The following is a 22,325-nucleotide window of genomic DNA, read 5'->3' on the forward strand; positions in this document are numbered from 1 at the left end:
CCACCTACGGGAGAAAACACGCGTATGGAACGAATTCTGATCGTCGCCCGGATGCGGGAGCCGGCGGAGGCCGAGATCGCCCGGCTCTTCGGCCACTCCGACGGCACCACCCCGCTGCCCGAGCTGGGCGGCGCGGTGAGCCGCAGTCTGTTCTCCTTCCATGGGCTCTACTTCCAGCTCATGGAGGTCGAGGGCTCGGCGGCGGAGACGATGGCGCGGATCCGCGATCGGCCGGAGTTCCAGGAGCTGAGCCGCAACCTGACGCAGTACATCGAGCCGTACGACCCCCAAAGCTGGCGGTCGCCGCGCGATGCCATGGCCACGGAGTTCTATCGGTGGGAGCGGTAACGGACATGAAGGACACCGCGGTGACCCGCGAGTCGCTGTTCGGCATGATGCAGGCGTACAAGACGACCAGCCTGCTGCGGACCGGCGTGTCGATGGGCGTGTTCGACGCCCTGGCCGGCGGCCCGGCCACCGCCGAGGCGGTCGCCGACCGGCTCGGCTGCGCGCCGCGCGGCATGCGCATCCTGCTCAACGCGCTGGCCGCGGTGGGCCTGACCGAAGAGCGCGACGGCCGCTACACGCTCCCGCCCGGGGCCGATGACCTGCTGGTCGCGGGCGGCCCCGGCTATCTGGGCGACATGGTCAAGGTGATGTCCAGCGACTGGGAGTGGGACGCGCTGAAGCGGCTGGACGACGCCGTACGCCGGGGCGGCACGGTCCTGGAGGTACACGCCGAGACCCCCGGCTACCAGTACTGGGAGGACTTCGCGGCCTACGCGGTGGCGGTGGCCCGGCCCACCGCGGGCGTGGTCGCCGACGCGCTGAAGTCGTGGGCGGGCGGGCGGGAGTCGCTCGACGTGCTCGACGTCGCCTGCGGCCACGGCCTGTACGGCCTGACGCTGGCCCAGCGCAACCCGCGGGCGAACGTCTGGGCGCTGGACTGGCCCAACGTGCTCACCCAGGTGGAGGCGCACGCCGACCAGTTGGGCGTGCGCGACCGGCTGCACCAGGTGCCCGGCGACATGTTCCAGGTGCCCCTCGGCGGGCCGTACGACGCCATCCTGGTCACCAACGTGCTGCACCACTTCTCCGAGCAGCGGGCGGGCGAACTGCTGGCCCGGCTAGCGCCCGCGCTGAAGCCGGACGGCAAGATCGTGCTGGTCGGCTTCACGCTCGGCGACGAGAACCCGGCCGACGACCCGGCCCCGCACCTGTTCTCGATCCTGATGCTGGCCTGGACGTACGAGGGGGAGGTCCACTCGATCGCGGCGTACGACCGGATGCTCACCGCGGCCGGCTACACCACCGGCCGCCGCCACGATGTACCCGGCCTGGCCTTCCGCGTGCTGGTGGCCGACAAGGCCGGCTGACCGGCGATGCGCGGCAGCGGTTCACAGGGCGCGGCGGGCCAGGCTTCGGTGCCAGCCGCGCTCTGTGGCCAGCACCGGGTCACGGGTCAGCACGGCCTGGTGCAGGTCGTGCAGCTCATCCCCCACGTCCAGGCCGTACTCCTGACGCAGCACCGCCGACACCGAGTCATAGACCTTCAGCGCCTCCACCTGCTGCCCGCACCGGAACAACGCGATCATGAGCTGCCCGCACAACCGCTCGCGGAGCGGATGCTTGAGCACCAGCCGGCGCAGGGTCGCCACGATCTCGGCGTGGTTGCCCAGCGTCAGCTCCACGTCGAACCGCCGGTGCAGCGCCCGGAACCACTCCTCGGTGAGCTGCGGCACCTCGTCGCGGACCAGCGAGTCGGAGGCGATGTCGGCCAGCGCCGGGCCCCGCCACAGCCCCAGCGCCTCGCGCAGCAGCCGGGCCTCCCCGGCCAGGTCGCCCACGGTCTCGGCGCGGGACGCCTGGTCGAGGAGGTCGCGGTACCGCAGCAGGTCGAGATCGTCGGCGGCCACCTCGATGAAGTAGCCGCCCGGACTCGTATGGATGGACTGACACGACCCGTGGCCGTCGCCGAGCACCCGGCGCAGCCGGGCCAGGTGCGTCTGCAGCGACGCCCGCGCGTCGCGCGGGAAGCGGTCGTGCCACAGCCGCTCCATCAGGTCGTCCGCCATGACCACCCGGTTGGCGGACAGGAGAAGCGCGGCCAGGATGACCCGCTGTTTGGCGGCGTTGACGACGATCGTCTGGCCGCCGCGCCGGACATCGAGTGGTCCCAGGATCGCGAACTGTAGTGAGGCATGCCGCATGCGTGACCCCCCGGGCTTCTCTGTGTAGTCAAGAGATTACCTAAGGTCAACATCCTTTGGCCAGGGGCGGCTCGCGACTCGCAGCGCGGATGTGCCGAGCCCGGAGGGCAGCAGCGCGAACTCCGCGTGCGGGCCGGCGGGCCGGTACCTGCTCAGCAGCTCCGGCTCGGCGTAGCGCTCGCATTCCTGGTGCCAGGCGAGGATGCCGGACATCCACTCCTTCAGCGCGTCGGTCTCGCGCAGCAGCGCCGCGCGCACCTCGTCGTCCAGCTTCAGCGTCTCGAACATGGCCGGCAGGTCCACCGACGCGATGTGCTCGAACTGCCGCATCCGCGCCTCCATCAGGCCCGCCACGACGTCGCGCGCCTTCAGCCGGTCGACGTCGAGGAAGTGCTCGACGACCACCACGATGTTGTGCAGCTCACCCTCGAACTCGACCTCCTTCTGGTAGGAGAACAAGTCGTTGATGAAGCACGCGTAGTCGCTCGCGGCGGTCTCCATCTCGCGCAGCACCCGATGCCGGTACAGCTCCTCGGGCACCAGGTGGGCGTGCGGCAGCCGGGCCAGGGCGATGGTCAGCTCGGAGCCGAAGGTCCTGCGGCGCATCTCGACGTAGTCGATCGGGTCGGGGATGCGGTTCTGGGCCTGGTTGGCCAGCTCCCACAGCCAGCTTTCCAGCATCACCTCGATGGTCTTGCGGAACCGGGCGCGCGCCTCGTCGCTCAGGCGCCCCGCCGTACGCCGCCACAGGTCGTCCAGCCCGCGCTCCAGCGGGTGTTCGGCGGGGACCGTCACCGGGGCGTCGAGGTCGAGCGGCATGAGCGCGAGCAGCCGCTCGTTGGTGAGCCGGGCCGTGGCCAGGTCGCGGCGGGCGCCGAAGACCAGCGGGTAGTAGTCGTCGGCGTAGGTGCCCCACGACAGCCACTCCGAGGAGATGAACAGTTGCTCGGCGTCGGCGTCGGCGTGGATGTTGGCCGCGCAGTACGGGAAGTCGTACCCGACGAACTCCCGCTCGGTCCACAGCGCGCCGCGCTCGACCCCCGGCAGCGACTCGAACATCCCCATCCGGCGGGCCCAGGCCACGGCGTGCTCGCGCGCGGCCGGGAGGTGCGGGCTGGTGCGCACCGGGAACGGCATGTAGAGGTCGGGCAGCGGCAGGTGGCCGACCGGCCGGAACGGTGTGAACGAGTGCTGCCGCACCCGCTGGCGCAGCCCCGGCCGGTCGGGCGTGGGCAGCAGCCAGGTGGCCGCGGAGGAGCCGAGTGCCGGGAAGCCGAACGACGGCGCGCCCACCGCGGGCTCGTCGCCGGTCGCCAGCTCGTCGTTCATGTAGCGGCTGGACCTGGCGTGCCACTCGTGCCCGCCGGACTGCCAGTCCTGGAGGCCCTTGGCGTAGGCGGCCACCGCGACCTGCTCGTGCGCCGGGCAGGCCCGGTCGGCGAGCAGCGCCGGGACGTGCGTCAGCGCGGTGTTCTCGAACTGCTGGAGCCGGGAGGTCAGCAGGTCGTTGACCAGCTCGGCGGCCTCCTGCGTGGAGCAGCCGAAGAACCGCTCGAAGACCAGCACCGCGTTGGCGTTCTCGCCCTCCTCGCGGACCTCGCGCTCGTAGGAGAACAGGTCGTTGCGCAGGTGGACGGCGTCGGCGAAGGTGTCGGCCAGGACCTCCATCGGCCGCGTCGCGGCCAGCCGGTCGGGCACCTCCGCGCGCACCGCGTACTCCACCAGGTTGGCCGACCACGGCGCGCCGCCCACCCGGCGGCGCATCTGGACGTACTCGATCGGGTTGGCGATCCGCCCCCTGTTGATGTTGTCGAGCTCCCACATCGACTCGACCATCAGGTTGTGCGTGCTGGTGATGAACCGCCGCCGCCAGCCGTCCGACATCGCCGGCACCGTGCGCGCCCACAGATCGGCGAGCCCTGCCTCGCACGGGTTGGTCGGCTCCGGCGGGGTCTCGCCGTCCATCGTCATGAAGCGCTCCAGGCGGTCGAGGTACGCCTGCGCGCCCTCGGTGTCGCCGGTGTGCTTGTAATGGGCCAGGAAATGGTCGTCGAAGAAGAAGACCCAGATGTACCAGTCGGTGATCAGGTCGAGCGCCGGGCCGTCGCAATCGGGGTGGGTATAGGCGCACATCAACGGGTAGTCCATCCGGTCGAGCTCGGGCTCGTCCCAGATGACCCCGCCGCCGGGTTTGGGCGAGTCGAGCATGCCCATCTCCCTGGCCCACGCCGTGCTGTGCACGCGGGTGCGTTCCACGTGGGGGTTGAGCCGCGCCGGGTGCGGCACATAAAAGCCGGGCAACGTGAAGGCGTGCATGGGCTGCCTCTCATGGTGGCCAACGTACGGTAATGAGCCTGGCACTTTGCGTGGCGTCCCGCAAGACGATAAAACCCTGTAGATCTTCGGATGAGTATGGGGCTACTCATGTGCATGGGACGGCCGCCTGACAAGACTGACGATCAGGGTTGCAGGCCGTCAAGAGGGGATCACGATGCCAAACGGGCTGAGCCCGGCCGCGTTCATCCTGCCCGACGTCGGCGTGGATCGAGACCCCCGGGTGCGGGCCGATTTCGAGTTCCGGTCCGGCGGCGTGCGGGTCGGCTGGTACAAGTTCATCAGCTACGACATCGACAAGATCCAGGCCACCCGGCTCTGGCTCGACCACCTGGTCGTGACGATCATCAAGGGCCCCGCGTCGATGGACGAGCTGCCCGCGCACGAGACCGACGCCGTACTCCGGACCCACGCCGCCACGGCCGACAACTGGGCCGCCCGCTCCCGCCGCCTCCAGTTGCTGCTGGGCGGCTCGCTCACCGCCGAGTGGGACGTGGAGTTCCCGGTGGCCCTTTATCCCTTCCGGCTCGACGGCACATGGACGCTCGCCGGGTAGTGATCGCTCGGGTAGTGATCGCTGGGGTAGTGATTGCTGCCACACTTGGGTGACGCGTGGTCCCGAGGCGGTATCGACGGAGTGAGACGTGAGGACTTATTTCGAGCCCGATGAGGACGAGGAGTTCGAGGCGGCCAAAGACCTCATCGTCCGCAGGTGCGCCGCCTGGGCGGCCGAGCGCGGCTCGCGGGCCGACGAGGTGGTGCTCGCCGCTGCGCTCGAATCGCGGCATATGAGCGTGGACGGCCGGCTCGCGTACTGGGGGCGCGACCAGGTCCGCCGGTTCCTCGGCGAGTACGTACCGCGTTATGTCGTCGCCGACCAGGACGTACTGGAGCGCGCCCCCGAGTCCCTGCTGACCCTGCTGCGGCACCTGGCGGCGACCGGGCTGCTCGACCCCCGTGGCCTCGGCCCGGAGGCGCTCGCGACCGAGGTCTCCGAGGTCGCCGCCGACTATCCGGACATCATCGCCGATCCGCGGCGGCAGTCGCTCGCGAAGTTCTGGACCCTGCTGGCGCTGGACCGCGGCGTCGACCTCCACGACGAGCACGCCCTGGACCGCTTCCAGGAGGACATCGACGCCGGGCGCGTGCCCTACGACCACGACCTGCTGGACGAACTGGCCCTGGCCCAGTTCACGCAGCCGGACCAGGAGGAGGAGCGGGCGTTCGCGCAGCCGCCGGTGACGCTCCCGCTCCCCGCCGAGGCGGCCGAGGCCGCGGCGCGCAGCGAGACCGTCCGCCGGCTGAAGCTGCTGTACGAATGGGCCGATGACCGGCAGCTCACCTCCAAAGGCAGGCTGCGCGCGGCCGACGCCCGCGCGCTGGCCGGGCTGCTCGGCGTCGAGTCGCCGGAGCCGCTGCTGGCCTGGGCGCGGAAGGCCGGCCTGGTCCGCGTGGTCAAGGGCCGCCTGCGGCGCACCGCCAAGGCCGCGCCCCTGGTCCGCGACCCGGAGGCGCTGTGGCGGCGGGCCTTCGAGCGGTTCTTCGAGCTCGGGGCGGAGATCGGCTCGGGCGGCTCGATCATGTCCGAGTGGTTCGACGAGATCATTCCCGACGTCCTCAACAGCCTGTACGGCATGCCGTCCCCCCTCCCAGTGGCCCGCCTCCAGGAGACGGTGTGGCTGGCCTGCCAGGAGAAGTACCTGGTCGAGGAGGACGAGCGCTGGCGCGCTGGGGTCGACGCCGACCTCGATGCCGCCTTCGCGGCGCTGGCCGAGCTGGGCGCGGTCGAGCTGAGCCACGGCGTTGCCGACGAGCTGTACTCCAGCGACCTGCGCCCCTCCGACGCCGAGGACGACCTGCCGCCGCCGCTGCCTCCCGAAGTGTGCGAACGCCTGCTCGTCAGGCTGGCCGAGCCCGGCCCCCTGGTCCGCCTGACACCGCTCGGCACGAGCGCGACCCGCGACCGGATGCTGGCCGACGGCCGCGACGTCCCACTGCTGGGCGAACTCGCCGACGCGCCCCCCGCCGGCCTGCTCGGCGTACTCGCCCAGCACTACCCGGAGGAGGAGGCCGCCGTCGAACTGGCCGGCTGGCTGGCGGCGCACGACGGCGACACCGAGCCTCTGCTGCAAGCCGTACGCGACTGCCCGTACCGCACTCGCGCTTCAGCGATGCTCGCCGTACTGGCCGGAGCCCACCCGGACGGCCCCACCCTCCTGACCCGGCTGCGCCACGACCCCGTCATCGGCCCCATCGCCATGACCGCCCTCGTCGAGGAAGGCCGCCTGTCCCACGACGACCTCACCGCCGACGACCAACTGGCCATGCTCGCCGAGGCGATGTTCGCCCTGCTGGAAATGGGCGGCCCCGAGGCCGTCCACGACCAACTCACCACCCTCCCCAATCCCGCCGCCCGCGAACTGGTAGAGGCAGTAGCCGCCTCCCCCCACCCAGCCCAAACAGCCCTCACAGAATTCCGCACCCTGATCGCCGACCCGCTCCTGCACCCTTCAACCGGTTTCTTGCCCGGGGACTCGTGATCGGTACTCTCAAAGATCCGGAAACGGGATATTTCAGGCTTTGAACACTCACTATCTCCGAGAGTCTGGAGGGTCGCTACTTGTGCTACACGGACACCGAGCTCGAAGCGGTCGCAGCCCATCTGCTGGCACTTGACAGTGACGGAAGCAGGATTGGAAGGGCGATCAGGCGCACCTTCGACATGCTGCTGGACGGGCAGCATACCGGGCGATTTCGCTGGGAACAGCTGCACAAGACAGAAAAGACGCACTGTGGAACCCTGGTTGAGATCAACCTGCAGCGTGAGTTCGATTTCGCCGATGGCGAGACACTGGACTACTCCATAGCGAACGCAGAGGTCGACTGCAAGTTCTCCCAGAAGCTGGCCGAGTGGATGATCCCGCCGGAGGCTGTGGGCGGGCTGGTCCTGGGGTTGTGGGCTAGCGACTTCGCAGGCCAGTGGAGTGCCGGTCTTGTCCGGGCCACCGTGGAGAACCTCAATTCTGGCAAGAATAGGGATGCCAAACGGACCTTGAACCAACGTGGCCGCTCAGCTATCAGATGGCTGTTCAAGGACGCTCCTCTGCAGGACAACATCCTCCTCCGGCTGTCCTCAGCGGATATCGATGCCATCTTCAGATCGGCGACAGGGCAGAAGCGGGTGAATGAGCTCTTCCGCCGGGTGCAGAGGCGGCCTGTCAGCCGGAACGTGGTGGCCACCGTGGCGATGCAGGAGGACTATATGAAGCGCGTCCGCGGCAACGGCGGGGCTCGTACGACACTGCGAGACGAGGGGATTGTCATCTTCGGCCAGTACCAGAGGCACTCCGAGATCGCTCTCGCTCTCGGCCTGCCGCCGATCGGCCCGGGCGAGTCGATGAGTGTCCGGCTCGCCCGTCGGCGACCGCATCATGAAGGCGCAGCTTGTGTCGCGATTGACGGTGAGCGTTGGGTGGTCGCTGGCTCCAGCGATCCTCGGGAGCGCGCCCCGCTTCTGCCCCGGATCTGATCGCTGGCCAACTTGGCCGTAAGCCGTCAAGCGGTGCCATTACCAGTCAAATCGACATCTTCTGTAACCTTGCCGATGATGGAAGCATTCATCGGCGTGGTCGTTGGGGAGACGAGGGCTGCAGCGTATCGCTGTGCGGCGAGCAGGTTGCCGGTGCTTACTCAGGGTGACGGGCGAGCGGCAGTTGATCACTCGGCCGGTGGCGTGCTGCGTAAGGCGTTCGACAGCAATTGCGGCGTTTGGGTGAGGCGCTGGGACGCTTTGCCGCCGCGTTGGGCGAGGCTATCCCTCAACCAGGGTGATTTTGGCGGCGACTATCGCTAACCTCGCTCACATGTTCGGGGTCAGGGTGCAGTGCCGTGATCACGGTCTCGACGGCCGTCGTCAGCGGCTCGTGCTCCCAGAGGCGAACCACCTTCCAGCCAGCCGCCTCCAGGGCAGCGTTGACGATCTGATCGCGTTCCATGTTCCGGCGCAGTTTCGGCGTCCAGTACCACTCATTGGTTGTGGGCTGACGACCATGATCTGGGCATACATGCCAGAAGCATCCGTCGACAAAGACTGCGACCTTCCGGGCGGTGAACACGATATCCGGCCGGACCTTCACCTTTTCGAGATCGATCCGCAGGTCCTTCCGGTACCGGTAGCCCAGCCGATGGAGCGCGCTCCGCAGCACCACCTCCGGTTTGGTGTTGGCCCGGCGATTGGCCTGCATGTTCCTCGATCGGCCTTCGTTGAGCGGTGCGGGGTAGAGCCCCTGCTCATGGGCCTGCTTCCTGGCTTGAAGTCGTCTGTGGTCAGACAAATCTGGTGTCCCGATAGGCTCACGGCTCACTGTCTTCTCCGAGAAGATACAACTGCCCAGCGGCCCGCGCGGCAACCAGACCACGAAAGAGGTTCCTGTGACCGATCAACCACTCCGCGTCATCGAGATCTGCGCCGGCGCCGGTGGCCAGTCGCTGGGGCTCGAGAAGGCAGGATTCGAACACGAGCTCGCTATCGAGCTGGACGTAAACGCCGTCAACACACTGAGGCACAACAGGCCGCGGTGGAAGGTCCTGCACGGGGATGTCGCAGACTCGTCTGTCTGGAAGCCGGCCGACTACGCCCCCAGGGAGCCCGGGCAACGTCCGATTGATCTGCTGGCGGGAGGGGTTCCCTGCCCGCCGTTCTCCATAGCCGGAAAGCAACTGGGCGCAAGCGACGAACGCGATCTGTTCGCATGGGCAGTAGAGCAGGTAAACGTTCTCAAACCTCGCGCGGTCCTCCTGGAGAACGTACGTGGGCTGAGTATGCCACGATTCGCCGGATATCGGCAGCATGTTCTGGACCGCCTCCAGGAGTTTGGATATGCGGCGGAGTGGCGTCTTTTGCAGGCCGCGGACTTCGGGGTGCCGCAGCTTCGGCCGCGGTTTGTTCTGGTTGCTATGCTGCGCGAGTACTTCGCGCACTTTCACTGGCCTGAACCAGCCGGAGAGCCGCCCACAGTCGGCGAGGTCCTGTTGCCACTGATCTCCGCTAGAGGCTGGAAAGAAGCTGACGCCTGGGCCAAAGTGGCGAGCGGCATAGCTCCAACAATCGTGGGCGGTTCCAAGAAGCACGGCGGGGCGGACCTCGGCCCGACGCGTGCCAAGCGCGCATGGGCCGCACTGGGAGTGGACGCGCTAGGCGTCGCGAACGAGCCGCCGGCACCTGATGACACCTTCCCTGTAGGCCCCAAGCTCACCTGCGAGATGGTTGCGCGAATACAGGGCTGGGACGGGGATGAGTTCGACTGGACGTTCACCGGCAAGAAGACATCGACCTATCGGCAGATCGGCAATGCTTTTCCGCCGCCAGTCGCCAAGGCGCTTGGTGTGGCGATCGCCGCCGCGCTGAACCGCACGGCTCCGCGGCGAGAAGTGGAGCGGGATCGCGAGCACGACCCTGTGTATCGGGTACTTCGCGACCGCGGTGACTTCATGACCGCAGCACAGATCGCCCGGGCCATCGGCAAGGAGCTGGAGCCGCATGAGCTTGAGCACACGATAAGCCTGCTGAGCCGTGATTTTCATATTGATATCAACTACAAGACTCCAGTGGCTTACAAAATCGGTGACTTCAAGGCTTTCCTGGGACAAGACGACCACGTCAGGCACTCATTGTTCGAGAAATCCCGGAGTCGCATCAGCTAGCAGCCGCGGGCACCCCGCAGGATCAGTCTTCCAGTGCGTCAAGGACTTTCTTCCGAGCCTCTTCTGGCAGGCGCCGATAGCTGGTCCATGCCCGCTCGAGAGGAGTCGAGCCACGGCGGCCCCGTTCGATCCAGCGCCTGAGACGGCGCTGGTCATGGACTTCGAGCGTCCTGATGTCGGCGAGTACTTCATCAGCCCGGGCGGGCACGCCGAGGTCGCCGGCGCGACAGCGCTTACACTGCGTGGCGAGCAGCATGTCGTCACTGCCGTCCGGAAGGACGGTAGCGACTCGCGTGACCGAGAGGACGGCTGTCTGATTGGAGTCGTCAAGGTACGGCTCGCCGCCGGAGATCCCGCAGAGGGTGCACATGTAGTCGTCGCGTTGCAGGATGGCCTGCTTCTCCTTGGCCGAGATCGTCTTGCTGGGCGCAGCGGCGCGCCGCGCCGCGGGATCCCACACCGGTACGCCGGCCTTGACGAAGCGCTGGTCCTCCGCGGTTAGTGTCGCGTCCTCAGTGTTGGTCAGGATGACCCAGCCGTAGTCACGAAGGTCGCGTACCCGCCGGTCTACCTGCGAGATGCCCGGGAACGCCGCGCGGAGCTGGCCTTTGGTGAAGGTATTACCCTCGCCGACCACCTGGATGAGCCAGAGCGCGGCCTTGACCATGGCACCGGCCTTGTGTTCCGGGTCGTTCCAGGCGCGGGGGGGCATATCCATTGCTTCCTTTTCTCCAGATGCAACATGAGGATCATCGTGGGCGCTTGCCTGCGCTCTCTATCATGATGCCTGGAGTTCTGTATCACCTGGATCACTTGGAGGCGACGGCATGGCTGTGAGATTCGGTGTCCCTCCCGAGGGCGAGAAGATCCGCAGCTTGGTGGAGGAACGCCTGAAGCAGGCCATGTCCGAGGACTCCGCCAAGATTACGGTTGATTGGCGTGGTGAGCAGCGGCACCTCTACGTGATCTCGATGCCCGTTGACGTGCTCTACTTCAACGCCGACACACATCGAATCCGGGCGCAGAGATCCCTGGATCCCAAGCGCAACCAGATCCTGGAGGAAGAGCCCTGGAGCGAGGCGGCGCAGGCGTACCTCCACGACCTCCTCCGGCAGAAGGCGTCCGACCCGAACCAGACGGACCCCGACTACACGGCTCTGATGGACGAGCTGGAGGACTTCGGGCAGAGAGAGCCAGGGATCATCAGCCCGGACGGAATCATCGTGGACGGGAACACCCGCTGCGCAGCCCTGCGGGATCTCGGAGTCAAGGACATCCGCGTTGGCGTACTGCCCGCCGACACCTCGCGCCGGGACATCAACAGCGTCGAGCTCGCCCTGCAGCTCCGCAGGGACAAGCGAAGGGACTACTCCTACATCAATCGCCTCATCGCGATCGAGGAGGAACTTGCCAGCGGCCGGCGAGAGGAGGATGTGGCCCGCGACTTCAACATCAAGGTGAAAACCCTGAGGGGCGACCGCTGGGTCTACCAGATGATCAACGAAGCCATTGAGCGCAGCAGCGCGGCCGGTGGTGCCCGGCTCAGGCTGATCGACTTCGAGGAGCACCAGGAAAAACTCAGAGAGTTGCAGCGTGACTTCGCGAAGAAGGCCGCAGTCGACCCCGACGCCGCCGAGCTGCTCAAAGAGGCGAGGCTCGCGATGGTCGTGCTCAACTATCCGAAAACTTCACTCCGATATGCGGAGGAAGACTTCCACAGCCGGTATCTCGACGAACGCCTGCCCGCCGACCTTCGCCCGGCCGTACAGGAATCCGGCACGGTCCCGATTCCGGGGCTGCCCGGTGTCGCGGTCCAGGATGGCACAACCGCCGTCAAGACAGCCCGCGCGCTCACCGATCAGCTGCTGAAGGCGGAAGCGGCGAGAGTAGCGGGCGGCGAGGGGAAGTCGGCGGAGGCCGCGGAAGCCAGCCGACTGATCAAGTCGGCGCGCGAGACGTTCGACGTCGCGGTGAAGCTGGCCGGCCAGAACGCCCAGTTCGAGAAGCGCAAGGTCGCCGTCCAGGACCGGCTGACCGATGCCGCTGACTACGTGAGGCAGTGTGCCGCGGAGTTCGCTGAGGCGAAGGCCAAGCGCGCGCTGGACGATGACGCCTTCGACGATGCGCTGCTGGAACTGCGTGACAGCCTGGCCCGGCTGGCCAAGCAGGCGGGCCGTACGTTCAGCTCGCCGGGCGATGGCGTCGAGTGGCTGCTGGCAGCGACGCGGGAAGACTGATGCCGGAAACCGCACAGAAGAACAGCCTGGAGATTGGTTTCGGCGATGGTGTCGCCAGAGCACGCCTGCACGCGCGCAGTGATCGCGAAGACGATCTCAGGAAACTGGCGCTCAAGTTCCGCACTGGCATTCAGCGCAGGTCCGGCATCCTTGAGGTAGACGTCGATGATCTTCTGGTGAATCTCGTCGCCCTCGCCTCTTGGCCCGAGCCGGCAACGGTTGTCTGGGACCCCCAACTTGCGGCGCTGGCGGCCGACTCCGCGGCCGATGCTCAGGCAATGGGCGAAAGAATCGAAAGTGGGAAGCCGCCGTCCGAGGTCGCGGTTGAGGATGTCCAGCAGTTCCTGGGGGCTTCGTGGAAAGGCGATCTGACCAGCTTCCAGCTCCGGGACATCGCGCGGTTGCTGTCGCTCAGACATGGAGCCAACTTCTCGGTTCCCGGAGCCGGCAAGACCCGCGTCGCACTGGCGGTGTTCAATGCCCTTCGTAACAAGGGGGCCGACCGCCTGCTGATCGTCGGCCCGAAGTCCTCCTACGAGTCGTGGCTTTTCGAGAACCAGGAATGCCTTACGGAGCCACTGCGTATGGAGGTCTACGGAAGGGAGAACGACCCGTCCGCCGAGGCGCTGCTCGTCAACTACGAGCGCCTGCGCTTCGACGGCGTGGCGAACGACCTCGGCCAATGGCTGTCGGCACGGCCATCGATGCTGCTGCTTGATGAGGCGCACCGGATGAAGCTTGGAGCCGATGGGACATATGGCGGAGCATGCCTGGCACTCGGGCCGAGGGCCAAACACCGTCTCATCCTCACCGGCACGCCGGCTCCCAACGGCCCCAGGGACCTGGAGAACCTCTTTGGATTCGTATGGCCGGGCCACGGGCGTCAGAAGGTCATTCAGGCGGTCGCTGGAGGAGATCTCGCGGTGGCGAGCAGAGTGCTGCGCCCCTTGTTCACCCGGACGACAAAGGGTGAGCTCGGCCTTCCCCCGGTGACAACGACTCTGCGCACGGTGGCCATGCCACTGCTGCACAAAGAGATCTACGACGCGCTTCTGGGCCGGTTCTCCGCGCGAGCCGCAGGCTCGGAAGGCGACTTCCTCGCGCTCGGCAGAATAGTCGTCTACATGCTCATGGCCGCGACCAGCCCGGCCCTCCTCGCGGTCGGCACCACTCGTTATGAGCCGCTCGCCTACCGTGTACCGCCCCTGGCGATTCCTGAGGGCTCGACCTTGTCGGCGCTGATGCGCGATCTGCCGAGCTACGAGATGTCGCCCAAGTACCAGGAGGTGCTCGCGATTGTCGCTGAGAATGCCGCGAAGGGGCGCAAGACGCTGGTCTGGTCGACATTCATCCGGAGTCTGAACACCTTGCAGCGGATACTGGCCGCGTTCCAGCCGGCCATGGTGCACGGGGGGACGGAGGACCGGGAGGCCGAGATAACGCGGTTCAGGAAAGACCCCTCGTGTATGGTCCTGCTCTCCAATCCCGCCACTCTCGGCGAGGGCATCAGCCTCCATCACGAGTGCCATGACGCTGTGTACGTCGATCGTGACTTCGCAGCCGGCCGCTTCTTGCAGAGCCTTGACCGCATCCACCGGCTGGGGCTGGCACCCGATACGCAGACCCGGATCACGGTCCTCGCCTCCGAGGGAACAATCGACGAAATCGTCGAGCAGCGCCTGGCGGAAAAACTCGTCTTCATGGGCAGCATCCTGGACGATCCAGCCGTACGCGAGCTCGGAGACCTCTACGAGGAGCCGGCCATCGGTGCCGGACTCGACCATCGTGACCTGCAGGCGTTGATGGGTCACCTCCGTGCCGCTGCCGCCTGACTCCATACTCCGCGCCGCTGTCCGCTGGCTGGAAAGACTCCCGGCCAGTGGGCACAAGCGATGCCGGGCGCTGTTTTCGGCACATCCGGATTTCAGTGATCTCACCCCCACCCAGTACGACGCGGCCTACGGCTGGCTCAAGGAGACTGGGCTGCTTGAACGTGCAGGGGAGCCCAGTTCTATCCCTCAGAGGATCTTCGAAGCCGCTCTGCCAGGCTTGCCATGGTTCCAGGACGCGGACATCCTCGTGCGAGACCCTGGCGAACTACCGGAGGATGCTCTTACCGCAGCCGAAACCCTGGGCATCGACCGCGCACAAGCTTTTCGGCATATCCGCGCGCTTTGGGGCAAGGTCGATCTGGAACAGCGGGAGAGGATCGGCACAGCAGGTGAAACGGCGCTGGTCAAGCTGCTGGAGGGTTCAGTAGACGCACAGGTCCAGCATGTCTCCCAGACTTCTGACGGGCACGGGTACGACATCGAAGTGGTGGGCGCATCGTGCCGGCTACACATCGAGGCGAAGACCACGCTCCGCCGGCAACGCCTTACGATGTTCCTGTCCCGGCATGAGTACGAGACCATGATTCATGACCCCGCATGGCAGCTCGTGGCTGTCCGGCTGTCCGGCGATATGGAGATTGAGGCGGTCTGTTCGGTGCCTCGCGAGTGGATCAAGCGGAACACCCCGTGTGACCGTGCGGTCAGCGGGCGGTGGGAGTCATGCCGTCTGACTGTTCCACTCAGTGAGATCACCAGCGGCATTACCAGGCTCAGACCGCTCTTGGCCGATACCGTATCTCCGGTGATCGACGGTACCACTGGGTGGTGAGCGGCCGCCGATGCTACTGGGCCACTGGCCCACGTCCATCTCCGGGCACGGCGGCTCTGCTCCACATGTGCTCAAACTCCGCCCTGCTGATCATCGATGCGGAGAACTCGTCCTGCGCGTCGATCTCGTCCACCGAGCCGATCGGCACCTCACTCAGCCCGGTTGCCGCAGTCTCCGTCTCGGCGTCTGCCCGCTCCAGCCGCTCGTCACGGAACACCTGGACCTTCCGCAGCTCGTAGCCCTCATCGTCGATCTCGCTGTAGAGCTCAACCGGTTCCTCGGGAAAGTCGTGGTGCCACTCCACCCGGAGGTGCCAGATCATCGTTCGCTCCCCAACTCACAACCCGGCCCGTAAGGTCGAGCGCTTCGCGGCTCGGGATGACGAAGACACGCTCCCGGCCCTGGATGACTTCCAGTCCCGCCACGTCGATCCCAACATAGTGGGTGAAGCGCCACCATGCATAAGGCCCGCCCACAAGCCAGTAGGACAGTTGCGCACTCGGCATGGTGTGCGGCTCAATGTCGGATACGTACTGCCCGTCGCCGTAACGGGCATCCCGCATGTTGTGCTCGCGCAGCGATGGGTACAGCATCAGGCTGCCGAGGATGGACATCATATTGGCGCGGCGGGTGTAGTGCCAGAAAATCCGATGCCTGCGCGTTGCGGGGACCCATGAGGCTGGCCGAGGGGACTGTGGCGGGTGCTTCGGTGCAGAATTCACACCGTATATAAAAGCATCGATCGACTCGGGCTGTGACCGCTGCGCCAGGAAATGCAATTGAGGAATGTTGAGTAAGGTTGCACAGCTCGGGGTGCCGGTCACTCGGCCAGGCGGACCCGATGCGGGAACGGTGGGGGCCAGCAAGGGGCGGGTGTATCCGCCGGTCCCCCTCGGGCTTCAACAAAATTCAACGGTGCGCACCTGTCATCCGGCCACACCCGCTCTCTGCGTGTGGCATGATCTTCCCATCCCTGTTGATTTGCCCTATGTGGGAGGGTTTGCCGCATGGTCGCCCCTGCCGAAGCCTCATGGCCGTACCCTGAAGCGGCTTGGCGGCATGTCGTCGCAGCCATCGACGACTCGGGCTATCTCGCCAGCAAGATCGCCAGCTGCACTAAAGCTACTGTCGAGGACTACTTGCCGCTCGCGCCCGATCTCAAGGGCCACGACTTCGATAAGTCGACCATATGCCACTGGCGCCGCGGCGGGGTTAAGACTCCTCGCCGTGAAAAGATGGTAGTGTTGAAGCTAACCCTCTTGCGCCTTGACGATCCTTCCTGGAGAAGGTGGTCTGACGAGCAACGTATGACAGCTTTGCGGGACGCGATCGCGTTCGCTGATGAGGTATGGCGGCTCGTTGTGGAGAGCAGGAAATCTCGCACAGTAATTGGCGTAGGAAAGATGAGTGCTCGGCACGCCCGCACAGTGCACCTGCTGGGTGAGTATGGTGCGCTGCTACTTCAGCATGTGAATGACGATGATATGGCTGAGGTTGAGGCGAAATTGGCGGTACTTCACCAGCTCGCGGGGGATGGCGACGACGTTCGCTACTGGTCGGCGCTGGCTTTGGTGGCAAATCCCGCTTATGAAGCTCCTTCGTCACATGAAAAGCTGCTTGAGCAGGCCCGCTGCTATGCTGCCGAGTACAAGCGTGCCGGTGAACACAGTACAGCTCGCATATATTTGAGTGCTGCGGCAAAGCGAGGAGACGGGCTCGCGGCCTTCGAGCTTGGCCTGATGGCTGATTTTGAGGGAAACGCACAAGAGGCGGTGGACCACTATCAGCGCGCCGCCGACCTTGGTTGCCTGGATGGTCAGTTGCGTGCGGAGAGGCTCAAGGCGACGGTGGCCTGACGTATTCAGATTGAGATGGCTACCCTGCCCTGCGCCGGCGCCACACGGAAAGCTCGGTCTGGGATGTGTGCGTTATCGGCTATTCATAGCTCACGCGGGTGCAGCGTTGGCCGCCAGGCCCCCATTGGTGGCCTGGCGGCGTTGGGCTGCTCCGTTAGTCTCAGCGACCTAGACTGCGGATCAGGATCGCGAAGCCAAGGATCCACTGGCGCGCGTATTGAGATGTCGCAGATATGGCGAAAGGTAATCGGAAACTTGCGCAACCTTCGAATGGGGTTGTCCGGTCTGCTGTTCCAGCGCTGCTTCAGCCTGTAGTAGCGGGCCAAGGTGACGCCGCAGGGGCATTATATAGACGGCGAGTGAGTCCGGGAGTGGCGATCGGTAATGATGGCGGCGAAGCCGGCGTACCGTACCGGGTGATTCCCCGGACCCACGAAGCCTGTGGGGGTTAGAGGAGGGCGGAGCCGCGGTTGCGGGCGGAGGCGGCTAGGGCCTGGGAGAGGCGTTCGGCGCCGGTGGCGCGTTGCCAGTGGGCCCAGAGGCGGGGGGAGACGCCGGCGAGGGTGGCGCCGAAGCGGAACATGGCAGGGGCGACGTTGATTTCGAGGGCGTTGGTGCGGATGGCGCGTTGGACGGCGCGGGCGACGTCTTCTGGGGTGACGGAGCCGACGCCCGGTGGGAGCGGTACTCCGGAGCGGGCGAACATGCCCTCGTTGCGGACGAAGCCGGGGTGGATCGCCGAGACGCCGACGCCGTGGGGGCGGAGGTCGGCGGACAGGGCCTGGGTGAAGCCGCGCAGGCCGAACTTGGTGGCGTTGTAGAGCGACGAGCAGCACTGTGCGGTCTTGCCGCACATGGAGTTCATGAACACCAGGTGGCCGCGTTTGGCGGCCATCATCTGCTCGGCCGCGGCGCAGGCCATGACGATCGGGGCGCGCAGGTTGACGTCCAGGCAGCCGTCGATGTCGTCGACGGCCAGGTCGGCCGCGTGCGCGGCGGGCATGACCGCGGCGTTGGCGACCAGGATGTCGACCGGTCCGGCCTGGCTGAGCAGCTCGCGCGGGCCGTCCGGCTTGGAGAGGTCGGCGGGGATGGCCCGCGCGTCGAGCTCGGTGGCGAGCCGGGTCAGGAGGTCGGCGCGCCGGCCGCTCAGCACGACCTTCACCCCCTGACCGGCGAGGCGTCGTGCTATCGCCCTTCCGATACCTCCGGTGGCTCCTGTGATCAAAGCGGTGGTTCCGGGCAGCCGCATCCCATTGTCCTTACCTCGAACGGCATTGCCCCATCACTATAGGTATTCAGGGCACTTCGTATAGTGAGGATGACAGGAATTGTTCCTTAGAGGTCACACCTCGCCACCGCGCGGTCCGGGTCACCCCAGGTAGAGGCGCTCGGCGAAGGCGCCGCGTTCGTCGCGCTCGGCGAGCGCGCGCAGGACCTCCAGGACGTCGCTGATCTCCGCCGCCACCTCGTCGTGGCCCGCCTCGCTCAGCTCGGTGGACTCCTCGAACAGCTTCGCGATCAGGGCCGCGCGGTAGTCGGTCTCGTCCAGGACGGACACCACCGGTGTCCTTCCACTCCGGCGGATGATGTCCGGGATCTTGTCGCGGACCAGTTTGCCCATGTCGGCGGAGCCTACCGGCCCACGCCCCTGCCACGCCGACGTACGCCGCAGGCGTCGTCGGCAGTGGAGATCGCCGACACCGACTTTCCGGCCGTGGCCGCGCATGAGCGGGCCGAGTCGGTCCGGCTCGATCCATGCCGGGTGTGTGAGCAGGTGTAGCGCCTCAGATGAGCAGTTTGTCCGGGGTGATGGGGAGGTGGCGGATGCGGTGGCCGGTGGCGTGGTGGACGGCGTTGGCGATGGCGGCGGCGGTGCCGACGATGCCGATCTCGCCGATGCCCTTGCTGCCCATCGGGTTCAGGTAGGGGTCCTCCTCGTCGATCCAGGCGATCTCGATGGCCGGTACGTCGGCGCAGGCCGGGAGGTGGTACTGGGCCAGGTCGTCGGTGAGGAAGTCGCCGAAGTCCGGGTCCATGATGGTTTGTTCCATCAGGGCCATGCCGAGGCCCATCGTCATGCCGCCGATGAACTGTGAGCGGGCCAGCTTCGGGGCGATGATGCGGCCCGCGGCGAAGACGCCGAGGAGGCGGGAGACGCGTACCTCGCCGGTGTCGGCGTGGACGCGGACCTCGGCGAACTGCGCGCCGAAGGCGTGCCGGGCGAAGTCGGCGGCCTCGCCGACCTCGTCGGTGGTGTCGGCGGTGGCCTCCTTGCCGCCGTTCTTGAGCAGGGCCTCGCAGGCGCGGACCACGGCGGTGCCCCAGGAGGCGGTGCCCATGGAGCCGCCGGCCAGGCTGGCCTTGGGCAGGTCGCTGTCGCCGATCTCGACGCGGACCTGTTCGGGCGAGGCGCCGAGGGCGTCGGCGGCGATGCGGGTCAGGGCGGTACGCGCGCCGGTGCCGATGTCCACCGCCGCGACCCGGACGATGAAGTCGCCGTTGAGCACGCTCACCGACGCCGACGTGGGACGGCGATATGCCGGATATGTCGAGGAGGCCACCCCGGTGCCGACCAGCCACCGCCCCTCCAGCCGGATGCCGGGCTCGGGGTCGCGGCGCGCCCAGCCGAACCGGTGCGCGCCCTCGCGCAGGCAGGCCACCAGGTTCCTGGAGCTGTACGGCCGGCCGCTGCCCGGTTCGGCGTCCGGCTCGTTGGTGATCCGCAGCTCGATCGGGTCCATCCCGGCGGCGATGGCGAGTTCGTCCATCGCCGACTCCAGGGCGAACATGCCCGGGGTCTCGCCGGGAGCGCGCATCCAGGAGGGGGTGGGCACGTCCAGTCGCGCCAGGTGGTGGTCGGTGCGCAGCGCGGGCGTGGCGTACATGACCCGCGAGACCACCGTGGTCTGCTCGGCGAACTCCTTCAGCGTCGAACTCTGCTCGGCCACGTCGTGGTCGAGCGCGGTGAGCCGGCCCTGGGCGTCCGCGCCGAGCCTGACCCGCTGGATCGTCGGGGTGCGATAGCCGGTCATGTCGTACATCTGGTGCCGGGTCAGCGTCAGCTTCACCGGACGGCCTGCCGCCCGCGCGGCCAGTGCCGCGATGACCGCCTGCGGCCGTGGCGTGCCCTTGGAACCGAACCCCCCGCCGACGTGCCGCGACACCACCCGCACCCGTTCCGGCGGCAGCCCCAGGGCCCGCGCGGTGATGTCCCGGTGGCCGGTCGGCCCCTGCGTCGAGTCGTAGAGGGTCAGATCGCCGTCCGGCCCCCACACCGCGATGGTCGCGTGCGGCTCCATCGCGTTGTTGTGCAGCGCGGGGGTCGTGTAGACCTCGTCCACCGTCACGGCCGCGTCGGCCAGCCCGGCCTCCACGTCGCCCTTCTCGGTACGCGAGGGGAAGCCGGGGTTGACGACCTTCGGCCGGTAGAGGCCGGGGTGGTCGGGGCGCAGCCGTACGTCGTGCGGCTCCTCGTCGTACTCGACCCGCACGCCCGTCCGGGCCGCCTCCCGCGCGACCTCCAGCGTCTCGGCCACCACGACGGCCACCGCCTGCCCGTGATAGGCGATCTCCGGGCTCTGGAACACCGCCAGCTCCGGATCGTTGGTGTCGCCCAGTTCGGGCCGGTCGGCGCTGGAGAGCACGACGAGTACGCCGGGCGTGGTCAGCGCGGCGCTCGCGTCCAGCGACCTGATCCGCCCCTTGGCGATGGACGACTGGACGACGAACGCGTAGGCGACCCCTTCGACGTCGTACTCGTAGGCGTACGTGGCCTGGCCGGTGACCTTGTCTCGTCCCTCGACGCGGTTCATGGCGCCAGCTCCCGGAGGGTGGAAGTGATCAGATTGCGGGCCAGCGCGACCTTGTAGGCGTTGCGCGGCAGCGGCCGGGCGAGCGCGAGTTCGGCGTCGGCCGCCGCCGCGTACGCCTCCTCGCCCGCGACCGAGCCGATCAGCGCGTCCTCGGCGCGGGCCGCCCGCCACGGTACGTGGGCCACGCCGCCCAGCGCCAGCCGGCATTCGCGCACGATGCCGTCGGAGTCGATGTCGAGCAGGGCCGCGATCGACACCAGCGCGAACGCGAACGACGCCCGCTCGCGCACCTTGCGGTAGGTGGACCGGCCCACCGGCGGGGCGGGAAGTTCGACGGTGGTGATCAGTTCGCCCGGTTCGAGCACGGTGTCCCGCTGGGGGTCGGTACCGGGCAGGCGGTGCAGGCCGGGCATCGGCACGACCCGGTCGCCGCCGGGGCCGGTGACGTGGACGCGCGCGTCGAGCGCGGTCAGCGCCACGGCCATGTCGGAGGGGTGGGTGGCCACGCAGGAGTCGGAATGCCCGATGATGGCGAGATTGTGGTGTTCGCCGGGGATGGCGGGGCATCCGGTGCCGGGCGCGCGCTTGTTGCACGGCTTGGAGATGTCCTGGAAGTAGCCGCAGCGGGTGCGTTGCAGCAGGTTGCCGCCGACCGTGGCCATGTTCCGCACCTGCCCGGACGCGCCGCTGAGCACGGCCCGCGCGAGCATGGGGTAGCGCCGCCGGATGTCGGGGTGCGCGGCGAGGTCGCTGTTGCGCACGGTCGCGCCGATCCGCACGCCGCCGCCCGGCACCGGCTCGATCCGGTCGTACGGCAGGCGGCCGACGTCCACCAGGCGGTCGGGCTCGGCCACCCCGAGCCGCATGAGGTCCACCAGGTTGGTGCCGCCGGCGAGGTACATCGTGCCCGGCTCGTGCAGGCCGACCGCCTGCCGCCCGTCGCCGGCCCGCACGTAGTCGAACGGTCTCACCGCACCGCCTCCACCTGCGCGCCCGGCGCGGCGACGCCGGCGGCGGCCTGCTCGATGGCGGCCACGATGTTGACGTACGCCCCGCACCTGCAAAGATTCCCGCTCATTCGCTCGCGGATCTCCGCGGCGTCCAGCACCGGCTCCGTGCTCAGGTCCTCGGTGATCGCGCTCGGCCCGCCCTCGTCCAGCATCCCCACGACGGAACAGAGCTGCCCCGGCGTGCAGTACCCGCACTGGAAGGCGTCCTGCTCGATGAACGCCTCCTGTACCGGATGCAACCCGTCGCCGCCGGCCAGCCCCTCGACCGTGGTCACCTGCGACCCGTCGCAGACCACCGCGAGGAGCAGGCAGGAGTTGACCCGCCTGCCGTCCACCAGAACGGTGCACGACCCGCATTGACCGTGGTCACAGCCCTTTTTCGAGCCGGTCAGCCGCAGCCGCTCGCGCAGCAGGTCGAGCAGCGAAGTGCGCGTATCCACCTCAAGGTGATGCTCCACATCATTGACCCGAACGGTAAGAGAAGCCATACCCGAGGTGG

At 67.4% G+C, this 22,325-nt stretch carries 21 protein-coding genes; 10 read left to right on the plus strand and 11 right to left on the minus strand.

The window, feature by feature from the left end; translation table 11 throughout:
- Window positions 1–24: 24 nt before the first annotated feature.
- Both ACH34R_RS31995 and ACH34R_RS32000 read left to right on the plus strand, forming a co-directional pair.
- Window positions 25–348, plus strand: a complete 324-nt coding sequence (locus ACH34R_RS31995) for a TcmI family type II polyketide cyclase (protein WP_397565289.1) — start codon at window positions 25–27, stop codon at window positions 346–348.
- Window positions 336–1,376, plus strand: coding sequence for a methyltransferase (locus ACH34R_RS32000; RefSeq protein WP_397565290.1), 1,041 nt, complete (start codon window positions 336–338; stop codon window positions 1,374–1,376). The genes ACH34R_RS31995 and ACH34R_RS32000 overlap by 13 nt, the downstream gene beginning before the upstream one ends.
- A 21-nt stretch (window positions 1,377–1,397) precedes the next feature.
- On the opposite strand, the gene ACH34R_RS32005 is transcribed toward ACH34R_RS32000, so the two are convergent.
- Both ACH34R_RS32005 and ACH34R_RS32010 read right to left on the minus strand, forming a co-directional pair.
- Entirely contained in the window at window positions 1,398–2,210 is an 813-nt protein-coding gene (locus ACH34R_RS32005) for an AfsR/SARP family transcriptional regulator (RefSeq protein WP_111171436.1), read from the minus strand.
- A gap of 36 nt (window positions 2,211–2,246) precedes the next feature.
- Window positions 2,247–4,526 (minus strand): germacradienol/geosmin synthase, encoded by a 2,280-nt coding sequence (locus tag ACH34R_RS32010; protein ID WP_397565291.1) that lies wholly within the window; start codon window positions 4,524–4,526, stop codon window positions 2,247–2,249.
- Window positions 4,527–4,701: 175 nt separating this feature from the next.
- Between ACH34R_RS32010 and ACH34R_RS32015 the strand changes: the two genes are divergently transcribed.
- The 3 genes from ACH34R_RS32015 to ACH34R_RS32025 all read left to right on the plus strand — a co-directional run bounded on the left by ACH34R_RS32015 (window position 4,702) and on the right by ACH34R_RS32025 (window position 8,073).
- Window positions 4,702–5,100, plus strand: coding sequence for a hypothetical protein (locus ACH34R_RS32015; protein WP_397565292.1), 399 nt, complete (start codon window positions 4,702–4,704; stop codon window positions 5,098–5,100).
- 88 nt (window positions 5,101–5,188) lie between these two features.
- On the plus strand, window positions 5,189–7,084 hold the full coding sequence (locus ACH34R_RS32020; protein ID WP_397565293.1) for a hypothetical protein: 1,896 nt from the start codon (window positions 5,189–5,191) through the stop codon (window positions 7,082–7,084).
- A gap of 80 nt (window positions 7,085–7,164) precedes the next feature.
- On the plus strand, window positions 7,165–8,073 hold the full coding sequence (locus ACH34R_RS32025; RefSeq protein ID WP_397565294.1) for a NaeI family type II restriction endonuclease: 909 nt from the start codon (window positions 7,165–7,167) through the stop codon (window positions 8,071–8,073).
- Between the two features lie 289 nt (window positions 8,074–8,362).
- Here ACH34R_RS32025 and ACH34R_RS32030 read toward each other — a convergent pair whose 3' ends face one another.
- Window positions 8,363–8,962, minus strand: coding sequence for a very short patch repair endonuclease (locus tag ACH34R_RS32030; protein ID WP_397565295.1), 600 nt, complete (start codon window positions 8,960–8,962; stop codon window positions 8,363–8,365).
- A 13-nt stretch (window positions 8,963–8,975) separates the two neighbouring features.
- On the opposite strand from ACH34R_RS32030, the gene ACH34R_RS32035 reads away from it, so the two are divergent.
- Window positions 8,976–10,247 (plus strand): DNA cytosine methyltransferase, encoded by a 1,272-nt coding sequence (locus tag ACH34R_RS32035; protein WP_397565296.1) that lies wholly within the window; start codon window positions 8,976–8,978, stop codon window positions 10,245–10,247.
- 22 nt (window positions 10,248–10,269) lie between these two features.
- Here the strand turns inward: ACH34R_RS32035 and ACH34R_RS32040 are convergent, their stop codons facing one another.
- Entirely contained in the window at window positions 10,270–10,965 is a 696-nt protein-coding gene (locus ACH34R_RS32040) for a hypothetical protein (RefSeq protein WP_397565297.1), read from the minus strand.
- A gap of 109 nt (window positions 10,966–11,074) precedes the next feature.
- Between ACH34R_RS32040 and ACH34R_RS32045 the strand changes: the two genes are divergently transcribed.
- Genes ACH34R_RS32045 through ACH34R_RS32055 form a run of 3 tightly spaced genes read left to right on the plus strand, consistent with a single transcriptional unit; the run spans window position 11,075 to window position 15,145 of the window.
- A complete protein-coding gene (locus ACH34R_RS32045) occupies window positions 11,075–12,484 on the plus strand; it encodes a transcriptional regulator (protein ID WP_397565298.1) in 1,410 nt (469 codons plus the stop codon).
- Complete coding sequence (locus ACH34R_RS32050; protein ID WP_397565299.1) at window positions 12,484–14,316, plus strand: DEAD/DEAH box helicase; 1,833 nt, start codon at window positions 12,484–12,486, stop codon at window positions 14,314–14,316. Before ACH34R_RS32045 ends, ACH34R_RS32050 begins: the two co-directional genes overlap by 1 nt.
- A complete protein-coding gene (locus ACH34R_RS32055) occupies window positions 14,300–15,145 on the plus strand; it encodes a protein NO VEIN domain-containing protein (protein WP_397565300.1) in 846 nt (281 codons plus the stop codon). Before ACH34R_RS32050 ends, ACH34R_RS32055 begins: the two co-directional genes overlap by 17 nt.
- A gap of 13 nt (window positions 15,146–15,158) precedes the next feature.
- On the opposite strand, the gene ACH34R_RS32060 is transcribed toward ACH34R_RS32055, so the two are convergent.
- Window positions 15,159–15,467: a DUF6881 domain-containing protein gene (locus ACH34R_RS32060; protein ID WP_397565301.1), complete on the minus strand. Its 309-nt coding sequence runs from the start codon at window positions 15,465–15,467 to the stop codon at window positions 15,159–15,161.
- Window positions 15,412–15,969: an HYD1 signature containing ADP-ribosyltransferase family protein gene (locus ACH34R_RS32065; RefSeq protein ID WP_397565302.1), complete on the minus strand. Its 558-nt coding sequence runs from the start codon at window positions 15,967–15,969 to the stop codon at window positions 15,412–15,414. The genes ACH34R_RS32060 and ACH34R_RS32065 overlap by 56 nt, the downstream gene beginning before the upstream one ends.
- A gap of 183 nt (window positions 15,970–16,152) precedes the next feature.
- Between ACH34R_RS32065 and ACH34R_RS32070 the strand changes: the two genes are divergently transcribed.
- Window positions 16,153–17,001: a hypothetical protein gene (locus ACH34R_RS32070; RefSeq protein WP_397565303.1), complete on the plus strand. Its 849-nt coding sequence runs from the start codon at window positions 16,153–16,155 to the stop codon at window positions 16,999–17,001.
- A 448-nt stretch (window positions 17,002–17,449) separates the two neighbouring features.
- On the opposite strand, the gene ACH34R_RS32075 is transcribed toward ACH34R_RS32070, so the two are convergent.
- From ACH34R_RS32075 to ACH34R_RS32095, 5 genes are all read right to left on the minus strand, one after another.
- A complete protein-coding gene (locus ACH34R_RS32075) occupies window positions 17,450–18,253 on the minus strand; it encodes an SDR family NAD(P)-dependent oxidoreductase (RefSeq protein WP_397565304.1) in 804 nt (267 codons plus the stop codon).
- A 120-nt stretch (window positions 18,254–18,373) separates the two neighbouring features.
- Window positions 18,374–18,625: a hypothetical protein gene (locus ACH34R_RS32080; RefSeq protein WP_397565305.1), complete on the minus strand. Its 252-nt coding sequence runs from the start codon at window positions 18,623–18,625 to the stop codon at window positions 18,374–18,376.
- Between the two features lie 163 nt (window positions 18,626–18,788).
- Window positions 18,789–20,816 (minus strand): xanthine dehydrogenase family protein molybdopterin-binding subunit, encoded by a 2,028-nt coding sequence (locus tag ACH34R_RS32085; protein ID WP_397565306.1) that lies wholly within the window; start codon window positions 20,814–20,816, stop codon window positions 18,789–18,791.
- Entirely contained in the window at window positions 20,813–21,787 is a 975-nt protein-coding gene (locus ACH34R_RS32090; protein ID WP_397565307.1) for an FAD binding domain-containing protein, read from the minus strand. Before ACH34R_RS32090 ends, ACH34R_RS32085 begins: the two co-directional genes overlap by 4 nt.
- Window positions 21,784–22,314, minus strand: a complete 531-nt coding sequence (locus tag ACH34R_RS32095; RefSeq protein ID WP_397565308.1) for a 2Fe-2S iron-sulfur cluster-binding protein — start codon at window positions 22,312–22,314, stop codon at window positions 21,784–21,786. Before ACH34R_RS32095 ends, ACH34R_RS32090 begins: the two co-directional genes overlap by 4 nt.
- Between the last annotated feature and the right edge of the window lie 11 nt (window positions 22,315–22,325).

Source organism: Spongiactinospora sp. 9N601 (genome assembly GCF_044326295.1).
Lineage (GTDB): Bacteria > Actinomycetota > Actinomycetes > Streptosporangiales > Streptosporangiaceae > Spongiactinospora > Spongiactinospora gelatinilytica.